The organism is Micromonospora sp. NPDC049049 (genome assembly GCF_040649115.1).
GTDB lineage: Bacteria > Actinomycetota > Actinomycetes > Mycobacteriales > Micromonosporaceae > Micromonospora.
Genome location: NZ_JBEZEX010000012.1, coordinates 39,632 through 61,153 on the forward strand (window position 1 = coordinate 39,632; position 21,522 = coordinate 61,153).

At 72.2% G+C, this 21,522-nt stretch carries 21 protein-coding genes and 1 riboswitch; of the genes, 6 read left to right on the top strand and 15 right to left on the bottom strand.

Annotated elements, in window-relative coordinates; all coding sequences use genetic code 11:
- Positions 1–314: 314 nt before the first annotated feature.
- The 3 genes from AB0B68_RS14695 to AB0B68_RS14705 form a co-directional block, all read right to left on the bottom strand.
- Positions 315–788, bottom strand: coding sequence for a PH domain-containing protein (locus AB0B68_RS14695; RefSeq protein ID WP_355009173.1), 474 nt, complete (start codon positions 786–788; stop codon positions 315–317).
- A gap of 317 nt (positions 789–1,105) precedes the next feature.
- Entirely contained in the window at positions 1,106–1,951 is an 846-nt protein-coding gene (gene hisG, locus AB0B68_RS14700) for an ATP phosphoribosyltransferase (protein ID WP_030488425.1), read from the bottom strand.
- Positions 1,952–2,000: 49 nt separating this feature from the next.
- Positions 2,001–2,264 carry a phosphoribosyl-ATP diphosphatase gene (locus tag AB0B68_RS14705; protein WP_030335709.1) on the bottom strand — a complete coding sequence of 88 codons (264 nt, stop codon included), beginning with the start codon at positions 2,262–2,264 and terminating at the stop codon, positions 2,001–2,003.
- 133 nt (positions 2,265–2,397) lie between these two features.
- Between AB0B68_RS14705 and AB0B68_RS14710 the strand changes: the two genes are divergently transcribed.
- Genes AB0B68_RS14710 through AB0B68_RS14720 form a run of 3 tightly spaced genes read left to right on the top strand, consistent with a single transcriptional unit; the run spans position 2,398 to position 4,850 of the window.
- A complete protein-coding gene (locus AB0B68_RS14710) occupies positions 2,398–3,261 on the top strand; it encodes an ABC transporter substrate-binding protein (protein ID WP_357204687.1) in 864 nt (287 codons plus the stop codon).
- Between the two features lie 5 nt (positions 3,262–3,266).
- Positions 3,267–4,103, top strand: a complete 837-nt coding sequence (locus AB0B68_RS14715; RefSeq protein WP_357204708.1) for an amino acid ABC transporter permease — start codon at positions 3,267–3,269, stop codon at positions 4,101–4,103.
- A 3-nt stretch (positions 4,104–4,106) separates the two neighbouring features.
- On the top strand, positions 4,107–4,850 hold the full coding sequence (locus AB0B68_RS14720) for an amino acid ABC transporter ATP-binding protein (protein WP_357204689.1): 744 nt from the start codon (positions 4,107–4,109) through the stop codon (positions 4,848–4,850).
- A gap of 37 nt (positions 4,851–4,887) precedes the next feature.
- On the opposite strand, the gene ribH is transcribed toward AB0B68_RS14720, so the two are convergent.
- From ribH to rpe, 7 genes are all read right to left on the bottom strand, one after another.
- A complete protein-coding gene (gene ribH / locus AB0B68_RS14725) occupies positions 4,888–5,388 on the bottom strand; it encodes a 6,7-dimethyl-8-ribityllumazine synthase (RefSeq protein WP_030335701.1) in 501 nt (166 codons plus the stop codon).
- Between the two features lie 2 nt (positions 5,389–5,390).
- A complete protein-coding gene (locus AB0B68_RS14730; RefSeq protein WP_357260315.1) occupies positions 5,391–6,656 on the bottom strand; it encodes a bifunctional 3,4-dihydroxy-2-butanone-4-phosphate synthase/GTP cyclohydrolase II in 1,266 nt (421 codons plus the stop codon).
- Complete coding sequence (gene pnuC, locus AB0B68_RS14735) at positions 6,653–7,336, bottom strand: nicotinamide riboside transporter PnuC (protein WP_357204693.1); 684 nt, start codon at positions 7,334–7,336, stop codon at positions 6,653–6,655. Before pnuC ends, AB0B68_RS14730 begins: the two co-directional genes overlap by 4 nt.
- Positions 7,336–7,980 carry a riboflavin synthase gene (locus AB0B68_RS14740; RefSeq protein WP_357204695.1) on the bottom strand — a complete coding sequence of 215 codons (645 nt, stop codon included), beginning with the start codon at positions 7,978–7,980 and terminating at the stop codon, positions 7,336–7,338. Before AB0B68_RS14740 ends, pnuC begins: the two co-directional genes overlap by 1 nt.
- Before the next feature lies 1 nt (position 7,981).
- Positions 7,982–9,043: a bifunctional diaminohydroxyphosphoribosylaminopyrimidine deaminase/5-amino-6-(5-phosphoribosylamino)uracil reductase RibD gene (gene ribD, locus AB0B68_RS14745; RefSeq protein ID WP_357204697.1), complete on the bottom strand. Its 1,062-nt coding sequence runs from the start codon at positions 9,041–9,043 to the stop codon at positions 7,982–7,984.
- A gap of 165 nt (positions 9,044–9,208) precedes the next feature.
- A riboswitch (FMN riboswitch) is annotated at positions 9,209–9,379 on the bottom strand.
- Positions 9,380–9,457: 78 nt separating this feature from the next.
- Entirely contained in the window at positions 9,458–10,414 is a 957-nt protein-coding gene (locus AB0B68_RS14750) for a response regulator (protein ID WP_238686775.1), read from the bottom strand.
- A 1-nt stretch (position 10,415) separates the two neighbouring features.
- Positions 10,416–11,096 (bottom strand): ribulose-phosphate 3-epimerase, encoded by a 681-nt coding sequence (gene rpe / locus AB0B68_RS14755; RefSeq protein ID WP_357204699.1) that lies wholly within the window; start codon positions 11,094–11,096, stop codon positions 10,416–10,418.
- Between the two features lie 254 nt (positions 11,097–11,350).
- On the opposite strand from rpe, the gene AB0B68_RS14760 reads away from it, so the two are divergent.
- Positions 11,351–12,241, top strand: a complete 891-nt coding sequence (locus AB0B68_RS14760) for a septum formation family protein (RefSeq protein ID WP_357204700.1) — start codon at positions 11,351–11,353, stop codon at positions 12,239–12,241.
- Positions 12,242–12,323: 82 nt separating this feature from the next.
- Complete coding sequence (locus AB0B68_RS14765; protein ID WP_357260319.1) at positions 12,324–13,214, top strand: septum formation family protein; 891 nt, start codon at positions 12,324–12,326, stop codon at positions 13,212–13,214.
- Positions 13,215–13,310: 96 nt separating this feature from the next.
- On the opposite strand, the gene AB0B68_RS14770 is transcribed toward AB0B68_RS14765, so the two are convergent.
- From AB0B68_RS14770 to AB0B68_RS14785, 4 genes are all read right to left on the bottom strand, one after another.
- Entirely contained in the window at positions 13,311–14,663 is a 1,353-nt protein-coding gene (locus AB0B68_RS14770) for a transcription antitermination factor NusB (RefSeq protein ID WP_357260423.1), read from the bottom strand.
- A gap of 80 nt (positions 14,664–14,743) precedes the next feature.
- A complete protein-coding gene (gene fmt / locus AB0B68_RS14775; protein WP_357204704.1) occupies positions 14,744–15,670 on the bottom strand; it encodes a methionyl-tRNA formyltransferase in 927 nt (308 codons plus the stop codon).
- 5 nt (positions 15,671–15,675) lie between these two features.
- On the bottom strand, positions 15,676–16,233 hold the full coding sequence (def, locus tag AB0B68_RS14780; RefSeq protein ID WP_357189739.1) for a peptide deformylase: 558 nt from the start codon (positions 16,231–16,233) through the stop codon (positions 15,676–15,678).
- A gap of 85 nt (positions 16,234–16,318) precedes the next feature.
- Positions 16,319–18,811 (bottom strand): tetratricopeptide repeat protein, encoded by a 2,493-nt coding sequence (locus AB0B68_RS14785; protein ID WP_357260322.1) that lies wholly within the window; start codon positions 18,809–18,811, stop codon positions 16,319–16,321.
- A 239-nt stretch (positions 18,812–19,050) separates the two neighbouring features.
- Between AB0B68_RS14785 and AB0B68_RS14790 the strand changes: the two genes are divergently transcribed.
- Positions 19,051–20,331, top strand: coding sequence for a hypothetical protein (locus tag AB0B68_RS14790; protein WP_357260325.1), 1,281 nt, complete (start codon positions 19,051–19,053; stop codon positions 20,329–20,331).
- A 74-nt stretch (positions 20,332–20,405) separates the two neighbouring features.
- Here the strand turns inward: AB0B68_RS14790 and AB0B68_RS14795 are convergent, their stop codons facing one another.
- On the bottom strand, positions 20,406–21,389 hold the full coding sequence (locus AB0B68_RS14795) for an AAA family ATPase (RefSeq protein WP_355009189.1): 984 nt from the start codon (positions 21,387–21,389) through the stop codon (positions 20,406–20,408).
- Between the last annotated feature and the right edge of the window lie 133 nt (positions 21,390–21,522).

Consider the following 21,522-nt stretch of genomic DNA (forward strand, 5'->3'; position numbering starts at 1 on the left):
GCTTGGCGTCCGCTTCAAGATCCGCGCACTTTCCCTGAAACTGCTGCGTCAGGGCGCCGGGAGGCAGCAATTTCAGGGAAGTTGTCCAGATCTTGGCGAGGGGTGCGCGGCAGGCCTGGCCGCTGGGCGGCGACGCGAGGCCAACGGCGGGCGGTCCCAGCCGCGAACCGGCAGTGGCAGTCGGCCGCCAACCGGCGTGGGCGGTTAGGCCGCCAACCGGCAGTGGCGGTTAAGCCGCGAACCGGCGGGGGCGGTGGGCCGCGAACCGGCAGTGGCGGTTAGGCCGCCAACCGGCGTGGGCGGTGTCGCGAGGGTCAGCGGCCGACGGCGCGTTCGGCGAGGCGGACCTGGTGGGCCTCGTGCAGCCGGCGCAGCGCGCGGACTCCGTCGACGGCCAGCTCCTTGTCGGCGGCCTGCAACGCGACCATCGGCAGCAGGTCGTCATCGTGCAGCTCCAGGCTGGCCCACGGCGCGCCCCGGTCGAAGCGGACGCCCCGGACAACCTCCCAGGGCAGCTCGTAGGAGCTGATGACGTTGCGGACCCGAATGCTCCGGGCGTCGGCCTCCACCCGGGGACGGGTGAACAGCAGGAAGCCGAGCGCACCGAAGATGCCCAGGCCGATCATGGCGATCTGGTCGCCGCGCTGGAAGCTGCCGTAACCATCGCCGGTCGGGCCACTCAGCGAGGTAGCGACCAGAGCGAACACCACCACCAGAGCGGCCGCCGCCGACCAGCAGACCACCCGGATGCGGCGGGGCTTCAGGCGGACCAGTTCGGTTTCACTCACCCCACCAGTCTGCCATCCGCGCCCGGTCATCGAACGCACCACCCGCCGAGCCACCACCCCGAGCCCAGCGAAGGCCAGCAACAAGATCGTGCTCGATCCAGGATCCAGTGGCCTCCGTCGAGATCGAGGCCACTACGTCAATGATCGAGCACGATCTTCCGCGTCCAGTCAGCCCCAGGGCACCCGCCGCCGCGTCGATCATGGAGTTGTGGTGGTGGACGTAAGGAGCGAAGGCGGCTGAAACGGCCACCATAACTCCATGATCGACGCCAGCTGGGTGGGGGCGGCGGGGGGCGGGGGGTGGGGGGTGGGGGGGGTTAGAGGCGGCAGGCGTGGATGTTGGTGACGAGGATGGCGCGGGCGCCCAGTTCGTACAGCTCGTCCATGATGCGGTGCACGTCGTCGCGGAGCACCATTGCCTGCACCGCCACCCAGCCCTCGCGGTGCAGCGGCGACACGGTGGGCGACTCGATGCCCGGGGTGAGCCCGCTGGCCCGGTCCAGCAGACCGGCCGGCACGTCGTAGGCGAGCATCACGTAGCGGCGGGCCACCAGCACACCGTGCAGACGGCGCAGCAACTGCTCGGCCTGCGGTTGCGCGGGTGCGCCGGCACGCCGGACCAGCACCGCCGACGAGCGCAGCAGCGGCTCGCCGAAGACCACCAGGCCCGCCTGGCGCAGGGTCGCGCCGGTCTCCACCACGTCCGCGATCACGTCGGCGACGCCGAGGCGTACGGCGTTCTCCACCGCGCCGTCGAGGCGGATCACGTCGGCCTTGACGCCCACCTCGCCGAGGTGCCGTTCGACCAGCCCCGGGTACGCGGTGGCGATGCGGTGGCCGCCCAGCTCCTGCACCGAGGCGATGTCGTCGGGGCGGGCGGCGAAGCGGAAGGTGGCCCGGCCGAAGGCGAGGTCGACGACCTCCTCGGCCGGCGCGGCCGAGTCGATCAGCAGGTCCCGGCCGGTGATCCCGAGGTCGAGGTCACCGGAGCCGACGTAGGTGGCGATGTCCTTCGGACGCAGGTAGAAGAATTCGACGTCGTTGGCCTCGTCCCGGCAGACGAGGTCCTTGGGGTCGGTGCGCTGGCGGTAGCCCGCCTCGCGCAGCATCTGGGCGGCCGGTTCGGCCAGGGTGCCCTTGTTGGGAATGGCGACACGCAGCATGACGGAGTGCTCCTTCGATCCGGTTGGCGATCAACAGGGGTGGGGGCACTCACAGATGTCGGTAGACGTCCTTGAGCTCGAGACCGCTGGCAAGCATCAGCACCTGGACCTGGTAGAGCAGCTGGGAGATCTCCTCGGCGGTGCGCTCCGGCCCCTCGTGCTCGGCGGCCATCCACGACTCGGCCGCCTCCTCGACGACCTTCTTGCCGATGAAGTGCACGCCCTTGTCCAGCGCGGCGACGGTGCCCGAGCCCGGGGTGCCGGCGGCGGCCTTGGCCTGCAGCTCGGCGAACAACTCCTCGAACGTCTTCACAGGGAACGATTCTTCCAGCCACCCCGGCGGCACCCCACGTCCGGGTCTGCCGGAATCCAGTAAGCGGACAATTCCCTACCAACATGGTGGGACAATTGTCGATCGATGCCCATGGAGCTCTACGCTGTCCGCCATGGCCAGCCGCTCACGTCTCCTCACGCTCACCTTCGCCGGTGCCGTCGTCGTAGCCACCGCCGGATGCGCGCCACAGGACGAAAACCCGACCCCCACTGTCACCGCAGCACCGTCCTGCGCCAAGGACAGCCTGCCCACGCGTACGCCGGGCAAGTTGACCATCGCCACCGACCAGCCCGCGTACGAGCCGTGGTTCGCCAAGGACAAGCCAGACAGCGGTGAGGGCTTCGAATCCGCTGTCGCGTACGCGGTGGCCGAGAAGCTCGGCTACACCCGCGCCGACGTCACCTGGACCCGGGTCAAGTTCGACACCGCCATCGCGCCGGGGCCGAAGGACTTCGACTTCGACATCAACCAGTTCTCCATCACCGACGAACGTAAGCAGGCTGTCGACTTCTCCGCGCCGTACTACCTGGTGCGGCAGACCGTCATCGCGTTGAAGTCCTCGAAGATCGCCGGCCGGAAGTCGCTGGCCGAGCTGCGGGACGCTCGGCTCGGCGCGCAGGTGGGCACCACCAGCTACCAGGCGATCACCGACGTGATCAAGCCGGCCGCCAAGCCGCAGGTCTACAACAGCAACGACGATGCCAAGAAGGCCCTTCAGAACGGGCAGCTGGACGGTCTCGTGGTCGATCTTCCGACCGCCTTCTACATCACCGGTGCGGAGATCACCGACGCCGTGATCGTCGGGCAGGTGCCGCAGGTCGGTACGCCCGAGGCGTTCGGGTTGCTGCTGGACAAGAACTCCCCACTGACCTCCTGCGTGAGCGGGGCGGTCGGTCAGCTCACCACCGCGGGGACGTTGAAGGAGCTGGAACAGAAGTGGCTCGCCCAGGTGGCGGGGGCGGCCGAGCTGCGGTGACGCTTCTGGATCGGGTGCCCTCGGAGGCGCAGCTGCGGCGGTCGGCGTACCGGCGTCGGCAGACCGTCCTCAGCGTGCTCGTCGCGGCGTCCTCGACGGCGGCGCTCGGCACGCTGCTGGTGCTCGCGGTGACCGGGGCACCGGGCTGGGACCGGGTCCGGCGCTCGTTCCTGGATCCGGAGATCGCCCGCGACGCGCTGCCGACGGTGCTGAGCGGGCTCTGGCTCAACGTACGGCTGCTGGTCTGCTGTGCGGTCGGCGCGCTGCTGCTCGGGCTGGTGCTCGCCGTGCTGCGGACGCTGCGCGGGCCGGTCTTCTTCCCGGTCCGCGCGCTGGCCGCCGGCTACACCTACACCTTCCGCGGCCTACCGCTGATCATCGTGCTGTACCTGCTCACCCTCGGTGTGCCGGGGCTGCGGTTGCAGGGCATGCCGCCGGTGCTGGTGCTGGGTGGGATCGCGCTGGTCCTCACCTACGGCGGCTACCTCGCCGAGGTGTTCCGGGCCGGCATCGAGTCGGTGCACTCCAGCCAACTCGCCGCGGCCCGCTCGTTGGGCCTGACCCACCGGCAGACGATGCGGCACGTGGTCCTGCCGCAGGCCGTCCGCCGGGTGGCGCCACCCCTGCTCAACGACGTGGTGGCGTTGCAGAAGGACGTCGGGCTGGTTTCGCTGGCCGGGCCGATCGACGCGGTCCGCGCCGCGCAGATCGCCACCGCCCAGACCTTCAACTACACGCCGTACATCGTGGCGGGGGTGCTCTTCGTGCTGCTGGCGATCCCACTGATCGCCGTCACCGACTGGGTGACGCTGCGCGCGGCCCGCCGACAGTCGGGAGGCTGATCCATGGCGTTGCTGCGCTGCCGGGGCCTGCGCAAGGAGTTCGGCGGGCACGCCGTGCTCGACCAACTCGACCTGACCGTCGCCGAGCATCAGGTGGTGGCCCTGATCGGCGCGTCCGGGTCGGGCAAGTCGACCCTGCTGCGCTGCGTCAACCTGCTCGACGAACTCGACGACGGGACCATCGAGTTGGACGGGGAGGACATCTCCGATCCCCGGGTGGACCCGGACCGGGTCCGGCGGCGGATCGGCATGGTGTTCCAGGCGTACAACCTCTTTCCGCACCTGAGCGTGTTGGACAACATCACCCTCGCGCCGCGTCGCGTACACGGGCGGGGCCGGGCGGAGGCCGAGGCGCAGGCCCGGGAGCTGCTCGACCGGGTGGGGCTCGCCGCCAGGGCGGACGCCTACCCGGACCGGCTCTCCGGCGGGCAGCAACAGCGGGTGGCGATCGTCCGGGCGCTGGCCAACTCACCTCGACTGATGCTGCTCGACGAGGTCACCTCCGCGCTCGACCCGGAGCTGGTCGGCGAGGTGCTGGCGATGATCCGCGACCTGAAGGCCGACGGCATGACCATGGTGCTGGCCACCCACGAGATGGGCTTCGCCCGGGACGTCGCCGACGAGGTGTGCTTCCTCGACGCCGGCCGGGTGGTCGAGAGCGGCCCGCCCGAGCAGGTGCTCGGCGAGCCGACGCAACCTCGTACCCGACAGTTCCTGCGCCGGATCATCGAGGCCGGCCGCCTCTGAAGGCGGGCCTTCAGAGGCGTCAGAGGCGGCCGAGGCGTCAGCCGCCGAAGCCGACCCGTTGGGCGTTGCCCGCCGCCACCGTCCGTACGGCCAGCGCCGCGTCGAGCGCCGCCACCGTGGCGGCCCAGCCCTTGTCCTCCGCCGAGCCGGGCAGACCGGCGCGGTCGCGGGCCTGCTCGATGGTCTCCACTGTCAACACGCCGTGCGCCACCGGCTTGCCCTCGTCCAGCGCCACCCGGGTCAGCCCGTCGGTGACCGAACGGCAGACGTAGTCGAAGTGGGCGGTGGCCCCACGGACCACCACGCCGAGGGCGACCACCACGTCGCAGCGGCGGGCGAGGGCCTGCGCGACCACCGGCAGCTCGACCGAGCCGGCGACCCGGGCGACAACGGAACGCGCGCCGCACGCCTCGGCGGCGGCCACCGCACGCTCCAGCATGTGATCGGTCAGTTCGCCGTGCCAGCGGGCGGCAACGACCCCGACGGTCAGCCCCGCGGCGTCGACCGCCTCGACTCCCGGCTCACCGAAACCCGCCATCGTCATGCTCCGATCTCGTCGTTGGCGACCGGACGCCCCAGCGGCGCCTCGGAGACCTCGTCCAACTCGTCCAGCAGGTGACCCATCCGGTCCCGCTTGGTGCGCAGGTAGCGCATGTTCTCCGGGTGCGCGCCGGCCGGCAGCCCCTCGCGGCCGGTGATGGTCAACCCGTACCCCTCCAGGCCGGCCCGCTTGGCCGGATTGTTGGTCAGCAGCCGCATCGACCGCACGCCCAGGTCGTAGAGGATCTGCGCGCCGGTGCCGTAGTCGCGGGCGTCGGCCGGCAGGCCCAGGTCGAGGTTGGCGTCGACGGTGTCGCGGCCCAGGTCCTGCAACTGGTACGCCTGCAGCTTGTGCAGCAGGCCGATGCCGCGCCCCTCGTGCCCACGGACGTAGAGCACCACGCCCCGGCCCTCCTGCCCGACCCGAGCCAGTGCGGCGTCCAGCTGCGGTCCACAGTCGCAGCGCAGCGAGCCGAACACGTCCCCGGTCAGGCACTCGGAGTGCACCCGGACCAGCACGTCCTGGCCGTCACCGATGTCACCCAGCACCATCGCGACATGTTCGGCCGGGTCGTGCTCGGCGCGGTAGCCGAGCGCCCGGAACACCCCGTGCTTCGTCGGCATCCGGGCGTCGGCGACCAGCTCGACCTGCTTCTCGGTACGCCGGCGGTAGGCGATCAGGTCGGCGATGGTGACGAGCGTGAGGCCGTGCTCGGCGGAGAACTTCTCCAGGTCGGGCAGGCGCATCATGGTGCCGTCGTCGTTGACCAGCTCGCAGAGCACGCCGGCCGGACGCAGCCCGGCCAGCCGGGTCAGGTCGATCCCCGCCTCGGTGTGCCCCGGCCGGCGCAGCACCCCGCCCTCGCGAGCGCGCAGCGGCACCACGTGGCCGGGGCGGGCCAGATCGGTCGGCTCGGTCGCCGCGGCGGCGAGCAGCCGGCTGGTGTGCGCGCGGTCGGCCGCCGAGATGCCGGTGCTGACGCCCTCGCGGGCGTCCACCGTCACCGTGTACGCGGTGCCGCGCCGGTCCTGGTTGGTGTGGTGCATCGGCGGCAGGTCGAGCCGGTCGGCTTCGCTCTCGGTGAGCGCCACGCAGACGTAGCCGGAGGTGTAGCGAACCATGAACGCCATCAGCTCCGGCGTGGCCAACTCGGCCGCGAAGATCAGGTCGCCCTCGTTCTCCCGGTCCGCGTCATCGACCACGACGACCGGCCGGCCAGCCGCGATGTCCGCGATCGCCTGCTCGATATCCCCAAAGCTGGTCATGCGACGGCCTCCCGGTAGATGGGCTTACGAACGGTGGCCGTGGCGCGGGAGGTGCGCCACCAGGCGGCGAAGCCCCAGACGCAGAGGGCGCCGTAGATCAGGTACATGACGGCCGAGGGGTAGAACCCGCCGCGCAGCAGCAACGGCACCCCGACCGCGTCCACAGCGATCCAGAGCAGCCAGAACTCCACCCAGCCGCGGGCCATGCCGTACGTGGCCAGCAGGCTGCCGGTGAGGATCCAGGCGTCGGGCAGCGGGCCCCACGAACCGAGGGCCTTGAGCAGCGGGTACGCCGCGGCGGTGCCGACCACGGCGGCCAGCAGCAGCATCAGCCGCTCCCGCCCGGTGGCCCAGCGCGGGACGACAGCGGCCTGCCCGGAATCGCCGCGACGGTTGCGCTGCCAACGCCACCAGCCGTAGACGCTGACCGCGAAGAAGAACACCTGCCGGCCGGCCTGCCCGTACAGGTCGTGCTCCTGCGGGGTGGCGAACACCCCGCCGAGGAAGACGGTGAGCAGGAGCGCGTTACCGACCATGCCGACCGGCCACGCCCAGACCAGCCGGCGCAACCCGAGCAACGCCGAGACCAGCCCGAACGCGTTGCCGACGATCTCCCTGGCCAGCACCGGCGACCCGGCGACGTGCACCTGGGCGTCCAGCAGCCAGCTGAGCGGACCCATCAGGCCACCCCGCCCTGGTCCGAGGCCAGCCCGCGGGCGTCGGCGTGGGTGAGCCGGTCGCCGAGCAGCCGCTCGACGTACTTGGCCAACACGTCGACCTCCAGGTTGACCGGGTCGCCGACGCCTCTCGCGCCGAGCGTGGTCAGCTTGAGCGTGGTCGGGATCAGCCCGACGGCGAACTCGTCCGCGCCGACCGCGGCGACTGTCAACGAGACACCGTCGATGGTGATCGAGCCCTTCTCCACCACGTACCGGGACAGGGCGGCGGGCAGCCGGAACCGGACCGTCTCCCACTGCTCGGCCGGCTCCCGGGAGATCAGTTCACCGACGCCGTCGACGTGGCCCTGCACCAGGTGCCCACCGAGCCGGCTACCGAGCGCGGCGGCCCGCTCCAGGTTGACCGGGTCGCCGGGGCGCAGCGCGCCCAGCGCGGAGCGGCGCAGCGTCTCCCCCATCACGTCGGCGGTGAAGACACCATCGGCCACGTCCACGACGGTCAGGCAGACACCGTTGACGGCGATCGAGTCGCCGTGGCGGGCGTCGGACGTGACCAGCGGGCCGCGTACGCCCAGCAGCGCCGAATCGCCTGCCGTCGGCGCCACCCGGACGATCTCGCCCAATTCCTCAATAATGCCGGTGAACATCTCAGCCCTCCCTTTTCCGGGGCAAAGCAGTGATCCGGAGATCCGGACCGATCTGCGTAACGTCGACGAACTCCAGATCGATGGCCTCAGCGATGGTGGTCACTCCCGCGTCGACCAGAGCCGTCGGGCCGGCGCCGAGCAACCGCGGCGCGACGTACCCGACGATCTTGTCGACCAGGCCGGCCTCCAGGAACGCGCCAGCCAGCCGGGGGCCGCCCTCCAGGAGCACCGCGCGGACCCCGCGCTGGTGCAGCGCCGCGAGCAGCGCCGACAGGTCGACCCGGCCGTCCGGGTCGGCGCCGACCTCGTCGGCGGTCGCGATCCAGGTGCGTGCGGCGCCGTCGCGGACCTTGGCGTCAGCCGGGGTACGCCCCGAGCTGTCCACCACCACCCGCAGCGGCTGCCGGATGGCCAGGCTGCCGTCGCGCAGGTTGCGGGCGGTCAACCGGGGGTCGTCGGCGAGCACGGTGCCCACCCCGGCGATGACCGCGTCGACGGTGCCGCGCAGCGCGTGCACGTCGATCCGGGCCGCCTCCGAGGTGATCCACATGCTGGTGCCGTCCGCCGCGGCGGAGCGACCGTCGAGCGTGGCGGCGTACTTCCAGATCACGTACGGCCAGCCTCGGCGCATCGAGGTCAACCACGCGACGTTGCCGGCCTCGGCCTCCTCGCCGCGTACCCCCAGATCGACCCGGACCCCGGCGGCGCGCAACGTGGCGGCACCCCCGGAAGCGACCGGGTTCGGGTCGGGTACGGCGATGACCACCCGGCCCACCCCGGCCTGGACGAGCGCGGAACTGCAGGGGCCGGTGCGGCCGGTGTGGTCGCAGGGTTCCAGAGTGACGATCGCGGTGCCGCCCTTGGCCCGCCGCCCGGCCTGCGCCAGGGCGACGATCTCGGCGTGCGGCCCCCCGGCGTACGCGTGGAATCCCTCGCCCACGACCTCGCCGTTCTCGTCGAGGAGCACGCACCCGACCACGGGGTTGGGGCTGGTGGTGCCGAGCCCGCGCGCCGCCAACTCGATCGCACGCCGCATCGCCTCATCAACGGAGACGCTGGCCATCGCGCTGCCCCTGCCCTCTCACTCGCCGTCCGCGCGCTGGCGGTCAGGGAGGCGGTGGCCATGGGGCCACGGGCAGGCGGTGGCGGATTCCGGGAACGGCACAGCCGCCCCGGGGGGTCGGCACGGCACGCTGAAGCCAGCGGCCGGCTCGGACCCGTCCGTCCCGCGCGCTGTCTCCCATCCGGACTTTCTGGGCGCGGACGAACCGCCCCCAACCGTCGGCCCCGGATTTTCACCAGGTCCACCGGACGGCAGAGCCGTCCGGGTCGCGGGCTGACCACGGTCAAACCGTGGATCACCGCCGGTTCGGAATTTCACCGAGTCCCGCCAGCGCGTGGTGGGTACACGGGAAGTCTTACACGCCGATCCGCCTCCGTCGCCACCTAGGCGAGCTACTTCACAGCGTTATCACGCTCAGGTGACGCCTCGACGCCGGTCCACCGCCACGTACGAGCCCGGTTGACTCTTGGCCACCGTCTTCATCTCCGAGGCCACCGCGATCGCTTCGAGCGGGTCGGTGAACCGCTTGCCGGCGTCGGAGAGGGACACCCCGATGGAGAGCGTGACCAGGGCCGCCCGCCGGATATTGCCGCGTCGATCCTTCAACTCGACGAAGCCACGCTCCCGGTCGGTCTGGTCGTAGAGCGTGTCGGCGGCGTTCTCGAAGTCGACGACCGCCCGGGACGTCAGTGGGCGCACCTGGTCCGGGGCGCAGACGATGACGAAGTCGTCGCCGCCGACGTGACCGAGGAAGGCCGGTGGCAGCCCGACGCCCACCACCGCCCGGTGCAGGCTGCGGGCCAGCGCGGAGATGAAGTCGTCGCCGCGCACGAAGCCGTACCTGTCGTTCACGCTCTTGAACCGGTCGATGTCGACGTAGCCGACGGCGTAGTCCACGCCGTTGCGGACCCGATCGCTGATCTCCCGACGGATCCGGCTGTTGCCGGGCAGCCCGGTCAGCGGGGAAACCTCCCGGAACTCCTTGTTCCGGCGCAGCGTGGATGAGACCCGGGCCACCAGCTCGGCGGTGTCGAACGGCTTGACCAGGTAGTCGTCGGCGCCGGCGCTGAGCCCGTGCACCTTGTCGACGGTCATCCCCTTGGCGGTCAGCATGATCACCGGAAGGGCGGACGTCATCGGGTCGGCGCGCAACCGGCGGGTCAGCTCCAACCCGTCGATCCGGGGCATCATGAGGTCGACCACCGCCAGGTCCGGCCGTTGGCGCTCGATGACCTCCAGGGCCTCCTGGCCGTCGCTGGCGTGAATCACCTCGAAGCCGTGCAGCCGCAGGTTGAACTCGACGAACCGGGCGATGTCCTCGTCGTCGTCCACGACGAGAATGATGTCCTTGCGGTCGGCCTCGGGCTCCACCTCAGGCCCCGGGCGCCGCGCGTTCCGCCAGTGCCCGCAGGTGCCGTACCGCCTCCGCCGGATCGGCGGCCCCGTACACGGCGGTGCCGGCCACGAACGCGTCGGCGCCGGCCGCCGCCGCCTGCTCGATGGTGTCGGCGGCGATCCCGCCGTCCACCTCGATGCGCAGCTCCAGGTGCCCGGCCGACGCGTGCCGCCGGGCCGTCCGCACCTTCTCCAGGAGCTGCGGAATGAACCGCTGCCCACCGAAGCCCGCCTTGATCGTCATGATCAGCAGGGTGTCGAAGCTGGGCAGCAGGTCCAGGTAGGGCTCGATCGGAGTGTCCCGGTCGATGGCCAGGCCCGCCTTCGCGCCTGCCGAGCGCAGGTCCTTGGCGAGCGCCACCGGGTCGTCGGACGCCTCCGCGTGGAAGGTGACGTTGTACGCCCCGGCGTCGGCGTACCCGGGGGCCCACCGGCGCGGGTCCTCGATCATCAGGTGCACGTCGAAGGGCATCGCCGTGACAGCCCGCAGGCTCTGCACCACGGGCAGCCCAATGGTCAGGTTCGGCACGAAATGGTTGTCCATCACGTCGACGTGCAACCAGTCCGCGGCGTCCTCGACGGCACGGACCTCTTCGGCGAGGCGGGAGAAATCGGCGGCCAGGATGCTCGGCGCGACGATCGGCGGCGGTACGGTCACGGGGCCAGTGTACGAACGTGGCCACCCGCCACCCGCATCGCGGCACCTTTGGGGACGCCCTGTGACCCAGCAGTGACCATTGGTGCAGAATTGGACGCTCCGGGCCCCCGAATCCGGACGAACAGATATCAGCCACTGGCCGATCGACGGAAACGCGACGACACTCCAACCGGGACGGTGCCGTAAGCTGCACGCCCGCCGGGGTCTCGCCGCGGGGCGCGGCGACCGGCCGCCAGCTCCCGGGAGGGCGGACGATGCGACGGTGGCTTCCAGCGCTGGCGCTGGCCAGCGTCACGACGATGCTGCTGGCCGGCTGCGCGCCGGCGCGAGGCGCGGACGGTGATCTCACCGACGACTGGCCGACGCTGCGGGTTCCCAAACCGTTCACCCCCGCCACCGACACCTGCCTGCCACGGATCGCCACTGTCGTGCAGGCCAGCACGTACGAGACGGTGGACTGCGCGCGCAACCACCTGGCCGAGGCCATCCACGTCGGCACCTTCGTCGGGCCCGACGCGCTGACCGAGGCCCGACCGGAACCCGGATCGCAGGCGCTGCGCACAGCTCGCGCCGAATGCGACCAGCGGGCCCGGGAGGTGCTCGGCGGCGACTGGCACACGGCCCGACTCGCGCTGTCCCTCGCCTTGCCGTCCGCGCCCGCCTGGGCCGGCGGCGCCCGCTGGTACCGCTGCGACCTCAGCGAGACCGGCAGCATCGACAACACCCGCCCGGTCAACCGCACCGGCAGCCTGCGCGGCGCGTTGATCGGCGACACGCCCCTGACGCACCGCTGCTTCGACCCCAAACTGATCGGCGACAACCTCAACTACATGGCGCCGGTGCTCTGCACCGAGCCGCACCGCGCCGAGTTCGTGGGCGTCTACGACGAGCGGGACATCAGCTGGGCGGAGTTCGCCAAGTCCGCCGAGCAGGCGCACCGGCGCTGCATGGCGCTGATCGCCGAGTACGCGGCGGTACCCAACAACAGCGAGCTGCCGTACCGGGCCGGGTCCATCTACTACCCGCCGTCGCAGCGGGAGTGGGAGGAGGGCGACCGTGGGGTGCGCTGTTTCCTGTGGAGCGACGACCGCAAACTCACCCGCTCGATGCGCGACGTCGGCCCGGAGGGACTGCCCGCGATCTGAGCATCGGTGCCGTATGCTGCTGCGCCGTGGCGCAATCGACCGGCTGGGTCCGGTCGGAGGCCAGCAGCGGCGGGAGGTCGGGATGCGACGGTGGTTGGCGGCGTTCGCCGGGGGTGGGGCGCTGGCCTTGGCGCTGGCCGGGTGCGGCGCACCCGCCGGAGTCGACAGTGACCTCACCGACGACTGGCCGGCGCCTGTCGCGGCGCAGCAGTTCGTCCCCTCCGCCGACATCTGCCACCAGAGCTCCCAGCAGGTCGGCTTCCTGACCGGCTACAACCCGACGGCGTGCACCGAGGCGCACCGGGTGGAGACCATGCACGTGGGCACCCTCACCGGTCCGGGCGCCGAGGCCGGCACGCCCCCGCAGCCCGGCTCGGCCGGCATGCGGGCCGCGCAGACCGGGTGCGACACGGCGGTCAACAAGGCGGTGGGGGCCGACTGGCGTTCCGGGCGGCTCGGCCTGACCGTCGTCCTGCCGTCGCCGCAGGCCTGGTCGGGCGGCGCCCGCTGGTACCGCTGCGACGTCACCGAGATCGCCAGCATCGACGACACCGCTGTCGACCTGCGCACCGGCAGCCTCCGGGGCGCGCTGTCCGGGCCGGCCCCGCTGGCGTACCGCTGCTTCAACCCGAAGCTGGTCAAGGACGACATCGACGAGATGGTGCCGGTTTCCTGCACGGCCAAGCACCACGCCGAGTTCGTCGGGGTCTGGCAGGCGCCGGACACCAGCTACGCCGAGTTCACCCGCGGCACCAAGCGGACCCACCGGGCCTGCCAGACGATGATCGCCAAGTACGCCAAGGTCCCGGACAACTCCCAGCTCGACTTCCGCGCCGGCACGATCTACTACCAGCCGTACGAGGAAGAATGGCGCAACGGGAACCGGGGCGTGCAGTGCTTCCTCTGGATCTCCGACCGGAACCTGACCCGCTCGATGAAGAACGCCGGCACCAAGGGCCTCCCGGTCACCTAGGCCTCCCGGTCACCTAGGCCTGCGGAAGCCCGGTCGCGCAGAGGGTGAGCGCACGCGTCCGGCCGGTCGGCTGACCGGCCGGACGCGTGGAACGGGTCAGCCTCGGCGCAGGACGGCGAGGAACATCGCGTCGGTGCCGTGGCGGTGTGGCCAGAGCTGCACTGTCGGCCCGTCACCGAGACCGGGCATGCCGGCCGGCGGCAGCGGGCGGGCGTCCACGAAGTCCACCGGAACCCCGCTACGGCGGGCCGCCTCGGTCACCGTCACGTGGGTCTCGACGGTGTGCGGCGAACAGGTCACATAGGCGACCAGGCCACCCGGGCGGACCGCCCGCAGCGCCGCGCCGAGCAGTTCCCGTTGCAGCCGGGTCAGCGGCGGCAGATCGGACGGCTGGCGACGCCAGCGTGACTCCGGCCGACGACGCAGCGACCCCAGTCCGGTACACGGCGCGTCGACCAACACCCGGTCGAAGTGCTGCTCCGGCAGTTTCGGGTCGCCACCGACCTCACGGCCGTCCATGGTCAGCACAGCCACCGGCAGGTCCCGGGTCGCCAGGGAGACCAGCCGAGCGCGGTGCTCGGCCACCTCCACAGCCGTCACCCGGGCACCGCGCTGCGCGGCCAGCGCGCCGAGCAACCCGGCCTTGCCACCCGGGCCGGCGCACAGGTCCAGCCAACGTCCGTCCGGGCCGTCCAGCGGCGCGTCGGCGAGCGCGGCGGCCACCAACTGGGAGCCCTCGTCCTGGACGTGGGCCCGGCCGTCGACCACCGCCGGGATGTCGCCCGGCGAGCCGCCGGGAAGATAGACGGCGTACGGCGAGAAAGCACCGGGCGCGCCGCCGACCTGGTCGGCCAGCTCGACCGGGTCGATCAGGCCGGGCCGGGCGGCCAGGTGCACCGGCGGGCGCTCATTGTCCTCGATCAGGAGGCGCTCCGTCTCACCCAGATCGCCACCGAGCGCCTCGGAGAAGGCCCGCACGATCCACTGCGGGTGGCTGTACGCCAACGCGAGGTGCCCGACCGGGTCGGTCTCCCTCGGCGGTGCGAGCTTCGCCACCCAGGCGTCCGCGTCACGGGTGGACACCTCGCGCAGCACCGCGTTGGCGAAACCGGTAGCGCCCGGTGCGACCGAACGGACCAGGTCCACAGTCGACGAGACCGCGGCGTGCGGCGGCACCCGGGTGTGCAGGAGCTGGTACGCCCCGAGCCGCAGCGCGTCGCGTACCGGCGGGTCGATCCGGGCCACGTCCCGGCCGGCCGCGTCGGTCAGGATCGCGTCCAACGTGCCCAGGTGGCGCAGGGTGCCGTAGGTCAGCTCGGTGGCGAAGGCCGCGTCCCGACCGAACAGCCCCTCCTCCCGCAGGATGATGGGCAGCACCAGGTTGGCGAACGCGTCGTCCCGGTGCACCGCCGCCACCGCCTCGTACGCGGCGCGGCGCGGCCGGTCCATCGGTGGCCGGACCGGGCGGCGGTCCCCGCCACGGCTGGTCGACGGGCCGGAGCGCGTCGGTCGGGTTCCCTCCGGTGCCGTCACGCGAAGTCCTCTCCAGTGCCGACCCGGACGCCGCGCGCCCAGTCGGTCGCGTTCATCGCCCGCTTGCCCGCGGCCCGGACCTCGCCGAGACGTACCGGCACTGTGGCCGTGCCGGCCAGCACCCGTGACTTCTCCACCAGCAACTCCCCCGGCTTGAGCTCGGGGCCGTCGGGCACCGGGACGACCGGGCCGAGCTTCACCCGCTCGTCGCGGAACGTCGTCCAGCCGCCCGGCGCGGGCGTGCAGGCCCGGATCCGCCGGTCCACGGCGAAGGCCGGGTCGCTCCAGCGCACCCGCGCGTCGTCCACTGTCAGCTTCGGCGCCAGCGACACCCCGTCGGCCGGCTGCGGCTCGGCCCGGGCGGTGCCCTCGTCGATCGCGTCGAGCACCGCCACCAGCAGCCCGGCGCCGGAGTCGGCGAGCCTTCCCAGCAGGTCCCCGGAGGTGTCGGTGGCGCGGATCTCGTCGGTCAGCGTGCCGTAGACCGGGCCGGTGTCCAGGCCCTCCTCCAGCTGGAAGACGCTGGCCCCGGTCAGCTCGTCACCGTGCAGCACGGCGTGCTGCACGGGCGCGGCGCCACGCCAGGCGGGCAGCAGGGAGAAGTGCAGGTTGATCCAGCCGTGCCGGGGGATCTCCAGGGCCGCCGGCGGCACCAGCGCGCCGTAGGCGACCACCGGCACGCAGGCCGGCTCCAGCTCGCGAAGCCGGTCGAGGAACTCCGGGTCGCGGGGACGGGCCGGGGTGAGCACCTCGACGCCGTGCTCGTCGGCCCACTCGCCGACCGGTGAGCGGGACAGGCCCCGTCCACGCCCGGCGGGCGCGTCGGGCCGGGTGACAACGGCCACCAGCTCGTGTCGGGAGGCGGCGACGGCGGCCAGGGCGGGAACGGCGACGGCCGGCGTACCGGCGAAGATCACGCGCATCCGGGTCAGCGCCCCAGACCGAACGGGTCGCTGATGTGCGGGCTGAGCTTGACCGTGGGCGGGGCCGCCGCGTCGTACCACTCGGCCTGGCGAATCGCCTTCATGGCTTCCTTGCGCCCCTCCGGGTCCAGTCGGTCCAGGAAGAGCACCCCGTCGAGGTGGTCGGTCTCGTGCTGCACGCAGCGCGCCATCAGGCCGGTGCCGACGATCTGCATCGGGTCGCCGAACGAGCTGAAGCCCTTGGCGATGACGTTCTGCCGACGCTTGGTGTCGAAGTAGAGCCCGGGGATGGACAGGCAGCCCTCCGGGCCGTCCTGCTCCTCCTCGTCGGGGAACTCCAGCACCGGGTTGATCAGGTGCCCGAGGACGTCGTCGACGTCGAAGGTGAACACCCGCAGGCTCACACCGAGCTGCGGCGCGGCCAGGCCGGCGCCGTTCTGCTCACGCATCGTGTCGGTGAGGTCGGCGACGAGCCGACGTAGCTCGGCGTCGAAATCGACCACCGGATCGGCCGGCGTGCGCAGCACCGGATCCCCAAACAGACGGATGGGCTGGACGGTCACGCGGGACGGCTCCTTCTTCGAATGGACGAGCGGTGCCGTACCAGTCTACGGAGTGCCCGGCCGGACGCCGGGCGGCGCACCTCGCTCAACCACCGCCGGTGTGCCCAGCGTCACCGGCGGACTGCCCGGACTGCCCGGCCAACAACTCCCGCACCCGCTCGGCGTCCGGGTGGCCGAGATCGTCGAGGATGACCAGGGCCCGCCGCCAGGTACGCGCGGCGCCGGCCGCGTCCCCCACCGCCTGCCGGCTCTCGCCGAGCCGGGACAGGGTGTCCGCCTCGTCGTAGCGGTCGCTGACCCGCCGATACAGCCCGAGGGCCCGCTGGAAACAGCGGATCGCCGCCGGGTGGTCAGCCAGTCGGGCGTGGATGAAGCCGAGGCTGTCCCAGGTGTTCGCCTCGCCGTGCCGGTCCCCTGTCGTCCGCAGCAGCGCCAACGCCTCCCGGCAGTGCCCGAGCGCCGGCTCGTACCGGCCGAGCTGGGCGTACGCCCACCCGACCGCGTTGCGGGCGCTGGCCTCCCCGGCGACGTGCCCGGCGGCCCGGTACAGCGCCAGGGCCCGCTCGCTCTGCTCCAGGGACTCGGCGTGCCGGCCGAGCCCGTCGAGCATCGCGCCGAACGCCCGGTGGGTGCGCGCCTGCCCGGTGTGGTCGTTCAGCTCCGCGAAGATCGCCAGGGCCTGCCGGTAGTTTCTCGCCGCCTCGTTCACCCGGCCCAGCCGGGACAGCACCCTGGCGAGGTCGCGGTGGGCGTTCGCCTGCCCGGGTCGGTCGCCGGCCCGCTGCGCCCCGGCCAGGGCGTTGCGCTGGGCCACGGCCAGGTCCGGCCACCGCCCCCGGCGTTGCAGGAAGTCCACCAGGGTCCAGGCCAGTTGCCACGCGTGACCGTCGAACCCGGCCCGCCTCGCGTGGGCGACGGCCGCGAGCAGCACCGGATACTCGACGCTGAACCAGGCGAGCGCCTGACCGAGGTCGGTGATCTCCTCGGGCAGCACACCCGGCGCAGCGGCGGTGAGGGTGACCGGGTCCCGACCCGGTTGCAGCAGCAGTGCCGCCGCGTGGGCGGTGTGCAGGTAGTGGTCCAGCCCACGCCGGATCGCGGCCCGCCTGGCCTGCCCCGGTTCGAGACGTTCGACCTGCTCGGCCGCGTACGCCCGGAGCAGGTCGTGCGCGCCGAACCGACCGGGGGCGTGCTCGGTGACGAGGTGCGCGTGGGCCAGCTCGGCCAGCAGTCGGGGCACCTGGGCCCGGGGCAGCCCGGCCAGACTGGCCGCCGCGGCGAACCCGATGTCCGGTCCGGGATGGCAGCCGAAGAGCCGGAACAGGCGGGCCGCCGCCGGGGTCAGGCTCCGGTACGACCAGGAGAAGACGGCCTGCACGTCGGTGCCGGCGTCCCCTCCGTCGAACGAGTCGAGTGGTCGCGGCGCCGCCCGCAGTTCGGCGGCGAGGGTGGCCAGCGGGAACGTCGGCTTCTCCGCACCTCTCGCGGCGAGCACGGCCAGCGCCAGCGGCAGCCGCGCACACCGCTCGATGATCTCGTCCACCGCCTGTGGCTCGGCCGCCAACCGGTCCGTGCCGAGCCTCCGGGCCAACAGTTGCCAGGCCTCGGCGGTGCTGAGCAGGTCGACGCCGATCGGCCGGGCGCCCTCGGCCGCGATCAGCCCGACGAGCCGGTTGCGGCTTGTCACCAGGACCAGGCAGTTCGGGCTGCCGACCAGCAGGGGTCGGATCTGGTCGGCGTCGCGGGCGTTGTCCAGCAGCACCAGCATCCGGCGGCCGGCGAGCAGGCTGCGGTAGAGGCCCACCTGCGCGGGCAGGTGGGTGGGGATGCGTTCGGGCGGTACCTCGAGGGCCTCCAGGAAACCTCGGACCGCCTCGACGGCCGTCACCACCGATCCGGTGGCGTCGAACCCGCGCAGGTCGACGTAGAGCTGGCCGTCCGGGAAGCGGTCGGCGACCCGGTGCGCGAAGTTGACAGCGAGGGTCGTCTTGCCGACCCCGGCCGTACCGGACAACGTCATGACGGTGACCGACGCCATGCCCTCGTTCCCGGGTGCCACGGCGCGAGCGCATTCGGCCTCGAGCTGGGCGAGTTGGGTCGCCCGCCCGACGAACCCGGGCAGCGCCGGGGGCAACTGGCGGGGTATCGGGAACCGGGGGGACGTGGTGCCGGCGCGCGGGCCGCCGACCCCGGCCCGCGCGACCGCCCGCCCGCTGGTCGCGTGCTCCCGGTTCGGGCGTCGGCGTCGCTCTTCGACCCGGTCCCGCGCGGTGGCCAGCACCCCCTGTTCGGCGGGGCTGGCCCCGAGCAGTCGGATGAGGACGTCGAACCGCTCCGGTGGCGGCAGGATGTTGCCGGCGAAATACTCGCCGATGATCCCGCGTGACCAGCCGGTCTTCGCGGCCAACTGTCGGTACGTCAGCAGGGTCTCGCCCTGTTGCCGGGCTTCGCGGCGGCGCAGCTGGCGCAGCAACCCGGCCAGCTCGGGCAGTGTCTGCGTCTCGGTGCAGACGCGGACCAGCTCGGCTGACCCGTGTGACGTCTGATGAGTGCCGGACGGTATCCACTGCTCAGACATGCGACCCCCACCCCGGTCATCCGGCCCCCCGGATGCGCACGGGCAGGGTAATTCCGGCCCTACGCCGATCGATAGACGGCTGCCAATGTATGACAGTTCCACTACGGACAGTCGCCCCGTCCAACAGTGTCCAGCGGTGTCCAGTCCCGTCCAGGATCCGCCCCATGGCGTCGACGCCCCTGCCACCGTCCTGGTGCGGGCACGGCCCGCTCCACGACCCCTGGGGGAAGAGGTACCCGATGATCCGTCCACACCCGACCACCCGGCGCCCCGTGGCGATGCTGCGTCGCGTCGCCGTCACCGCGATCAGTCTCACGCTGCTCGCCGCCGGCCTGACCGCCACACCGGCCACCGCCGCACCCGGGGGCAAGGCCCCCGCCACCGGATCGTTCATCGACAGCACGCCGGTGCCCGGCGGCTTCGCCTCCTGGTCCGAGCTGCTCCGGGTGCAGCAGCGCATGAACAACGCCGCCGCCCAGATCACGAACGCGGCGCAGCGCAGCGTCAACTCCGGCTTCGCCGGCATCGTCGCCGACCCCACCACCCGCCACCTCCAGGTCTACTGGAAGGGTGAGCCGCCGGCCAACCTGGTGGCCAACGCCCGGGCCACCGTCGCCACCCAGGTGCTGCCCGCCGCGTACTCGCAGCGGGAACTCATGGCCGCGGCCGACCGGCTGCGGGCCTCCGCCGGTGACAAGATCACCACGGTGGGGCCGCGCGCCGACGGCGCCGGCCTGCTCGTCGGCACGCAGGACGGGCTGCTCGGTGCTACCGCGCTGGCCGGTGTGCCGGTGACCGTGCAGACCAAGGTCGCCGCCGCGCCGGCGACCCGATGGGACGACACGGCGCCGTGGTGGGGCGGTGCCGCCTGGCGCAACGCCACCACCGGCGGCGGCTGCTCGACCGGCTTCGGGGTCTTCCAGGGCGGGTCCGCGCGGATCCTCTCCGCCGCGCACTGCGGCAACATCAACAACGCCGCGACCGACCCGACCGGGCAGTCGATGGGCATCGTCGGCACCCGCAACGCCGGCACCGACACCCTGCTGCTGTCCGGCGCCTCGGGCGGCCGGGTCTTCAACAACAGCACCGACGCGCAGGGCAGGGTGGTCAGTGAGTTCAGCAACCAGGTGATCGGCGCGTCGGCCAGCCAGGTCGGCAACTGGGTGTGCACCTCCGGCGCGTACTCCGGCACCCGCTGCTCGATCCAGGTGAAGGCCCGCAATCTGTGCATCAACGTGCGCGACTTCGGCCAGGTCTGCGGTCAGGTCCAGGCGGAGAACACCACCGGCGCCAACGCCGTCGGCCAGGGTGACAGCGGCGGCCCGGTGGAGATCGTGAACGCGGCGAACACCCTCCAGGTCTGGGCCACCGGCACCAACACCGCCATCGACGACACCTTCACGTCGACGGGCTGTACCGGCTACCGCCCCGCCGGCCGGGTCTGCGCCTGGCGGTTCTACTACGAGGACATCTTCTCCGGCATGGCCGGCGTCGGCGCCTCGGGTGTCGTCCTCGGCTGAGCCGTACCAGCTATCCGCCGTACGACTCGGTGGCCGGGCCGGCGCGCGTACCCCGCGCGTCGGCCCGGCCTCGCTCAGACGCCGGCGGCCGGGTCCCCCGCGAGCACCGCGTCGCCGCGGAGCAACGCCGGCTCGGGCAGCGGCAGTTGGATCTTGTGAGCCGCCTCCCAGTCGTAGATCAGGCCGGGGCGCACCTGGGCGGCGAAGTAGTCGATCGCCGTCATCCCGCCCACCACCGGCTCGTCGACCTCGGCGACCAGCTGGGCGGGGACCAGGGAGAACCCGTTCTGCAGAGCGGCACTGAGGCGGCGATGGCCGTCGACGACGAAGAAGTACTCGCCGGTGAACCCGATCTTCAGCGGTTCGAGGGCCTCGTCGCCGGCCTCGGCCACCCCACCGACGAAGTCGGTGTCCCACAGACCACGCAGGGTGGCGATGTCCTCGGTCGGGTAGACCCGGGCCGGGTCCAGCAGCAGTAGCGGAGGGCCGTCGCGCAGCACCTCGGCGCCGAGCGTGCCCTCGTACGCGGCCACGATGTGTTCGATCACCTCGGCGGCGGACGCCCGGGTGGTGTCGCAGATCAGGTCATAGTTACGCAGCCGGGCCTTGTCCACCCCGTACCGGATGATGAACCGACTGCGCTCGCTGGCGCTGCGCTCCCGGAGCTTGGCCTTGGCCTCCTCCAGCGAGGCGTAGCTCTCGGCCGGCCCGGAGGGGCGGGCGAGCACCCGGCGGGCCGCCTCGCCCGGCTCGGTGATCATGTGCACCTTGAGCGCGTCGGTGAAGAAGTGCCACGCCAGCCGGGAGTCCATGATGAGGGGCTCACCGGAGGCGGCAATGTCCCGCTGGAGCTGGTCCACGTAGCCGTCGACGGCCTGATCCAGCTCGGCGTGAAGGTTGAGCTGCAGCGCGGTCATCTGCCGCTGCTGCGCCATCTCCCGGTAGAGGTCCCCCACGCTGACCCGGCGCATGCCGAGCCGCTTCGCGATCTCGACCGACACGGTGCTCTTGCCGCTGCCGAGGTCGCCGTTGAAGACGATCGATTGTCCAACGGTCACGACTGGTCCACCCCTGATCACCGGCTCATTGACATCATCGACCTCGCGCCCGACTGACGCGTTCCCGCCATCGTCGCGCCATCCCGCGACGGCCCCAGCTCGGCGTGGCTGACGCCCCCTCGAAACCTGGAGC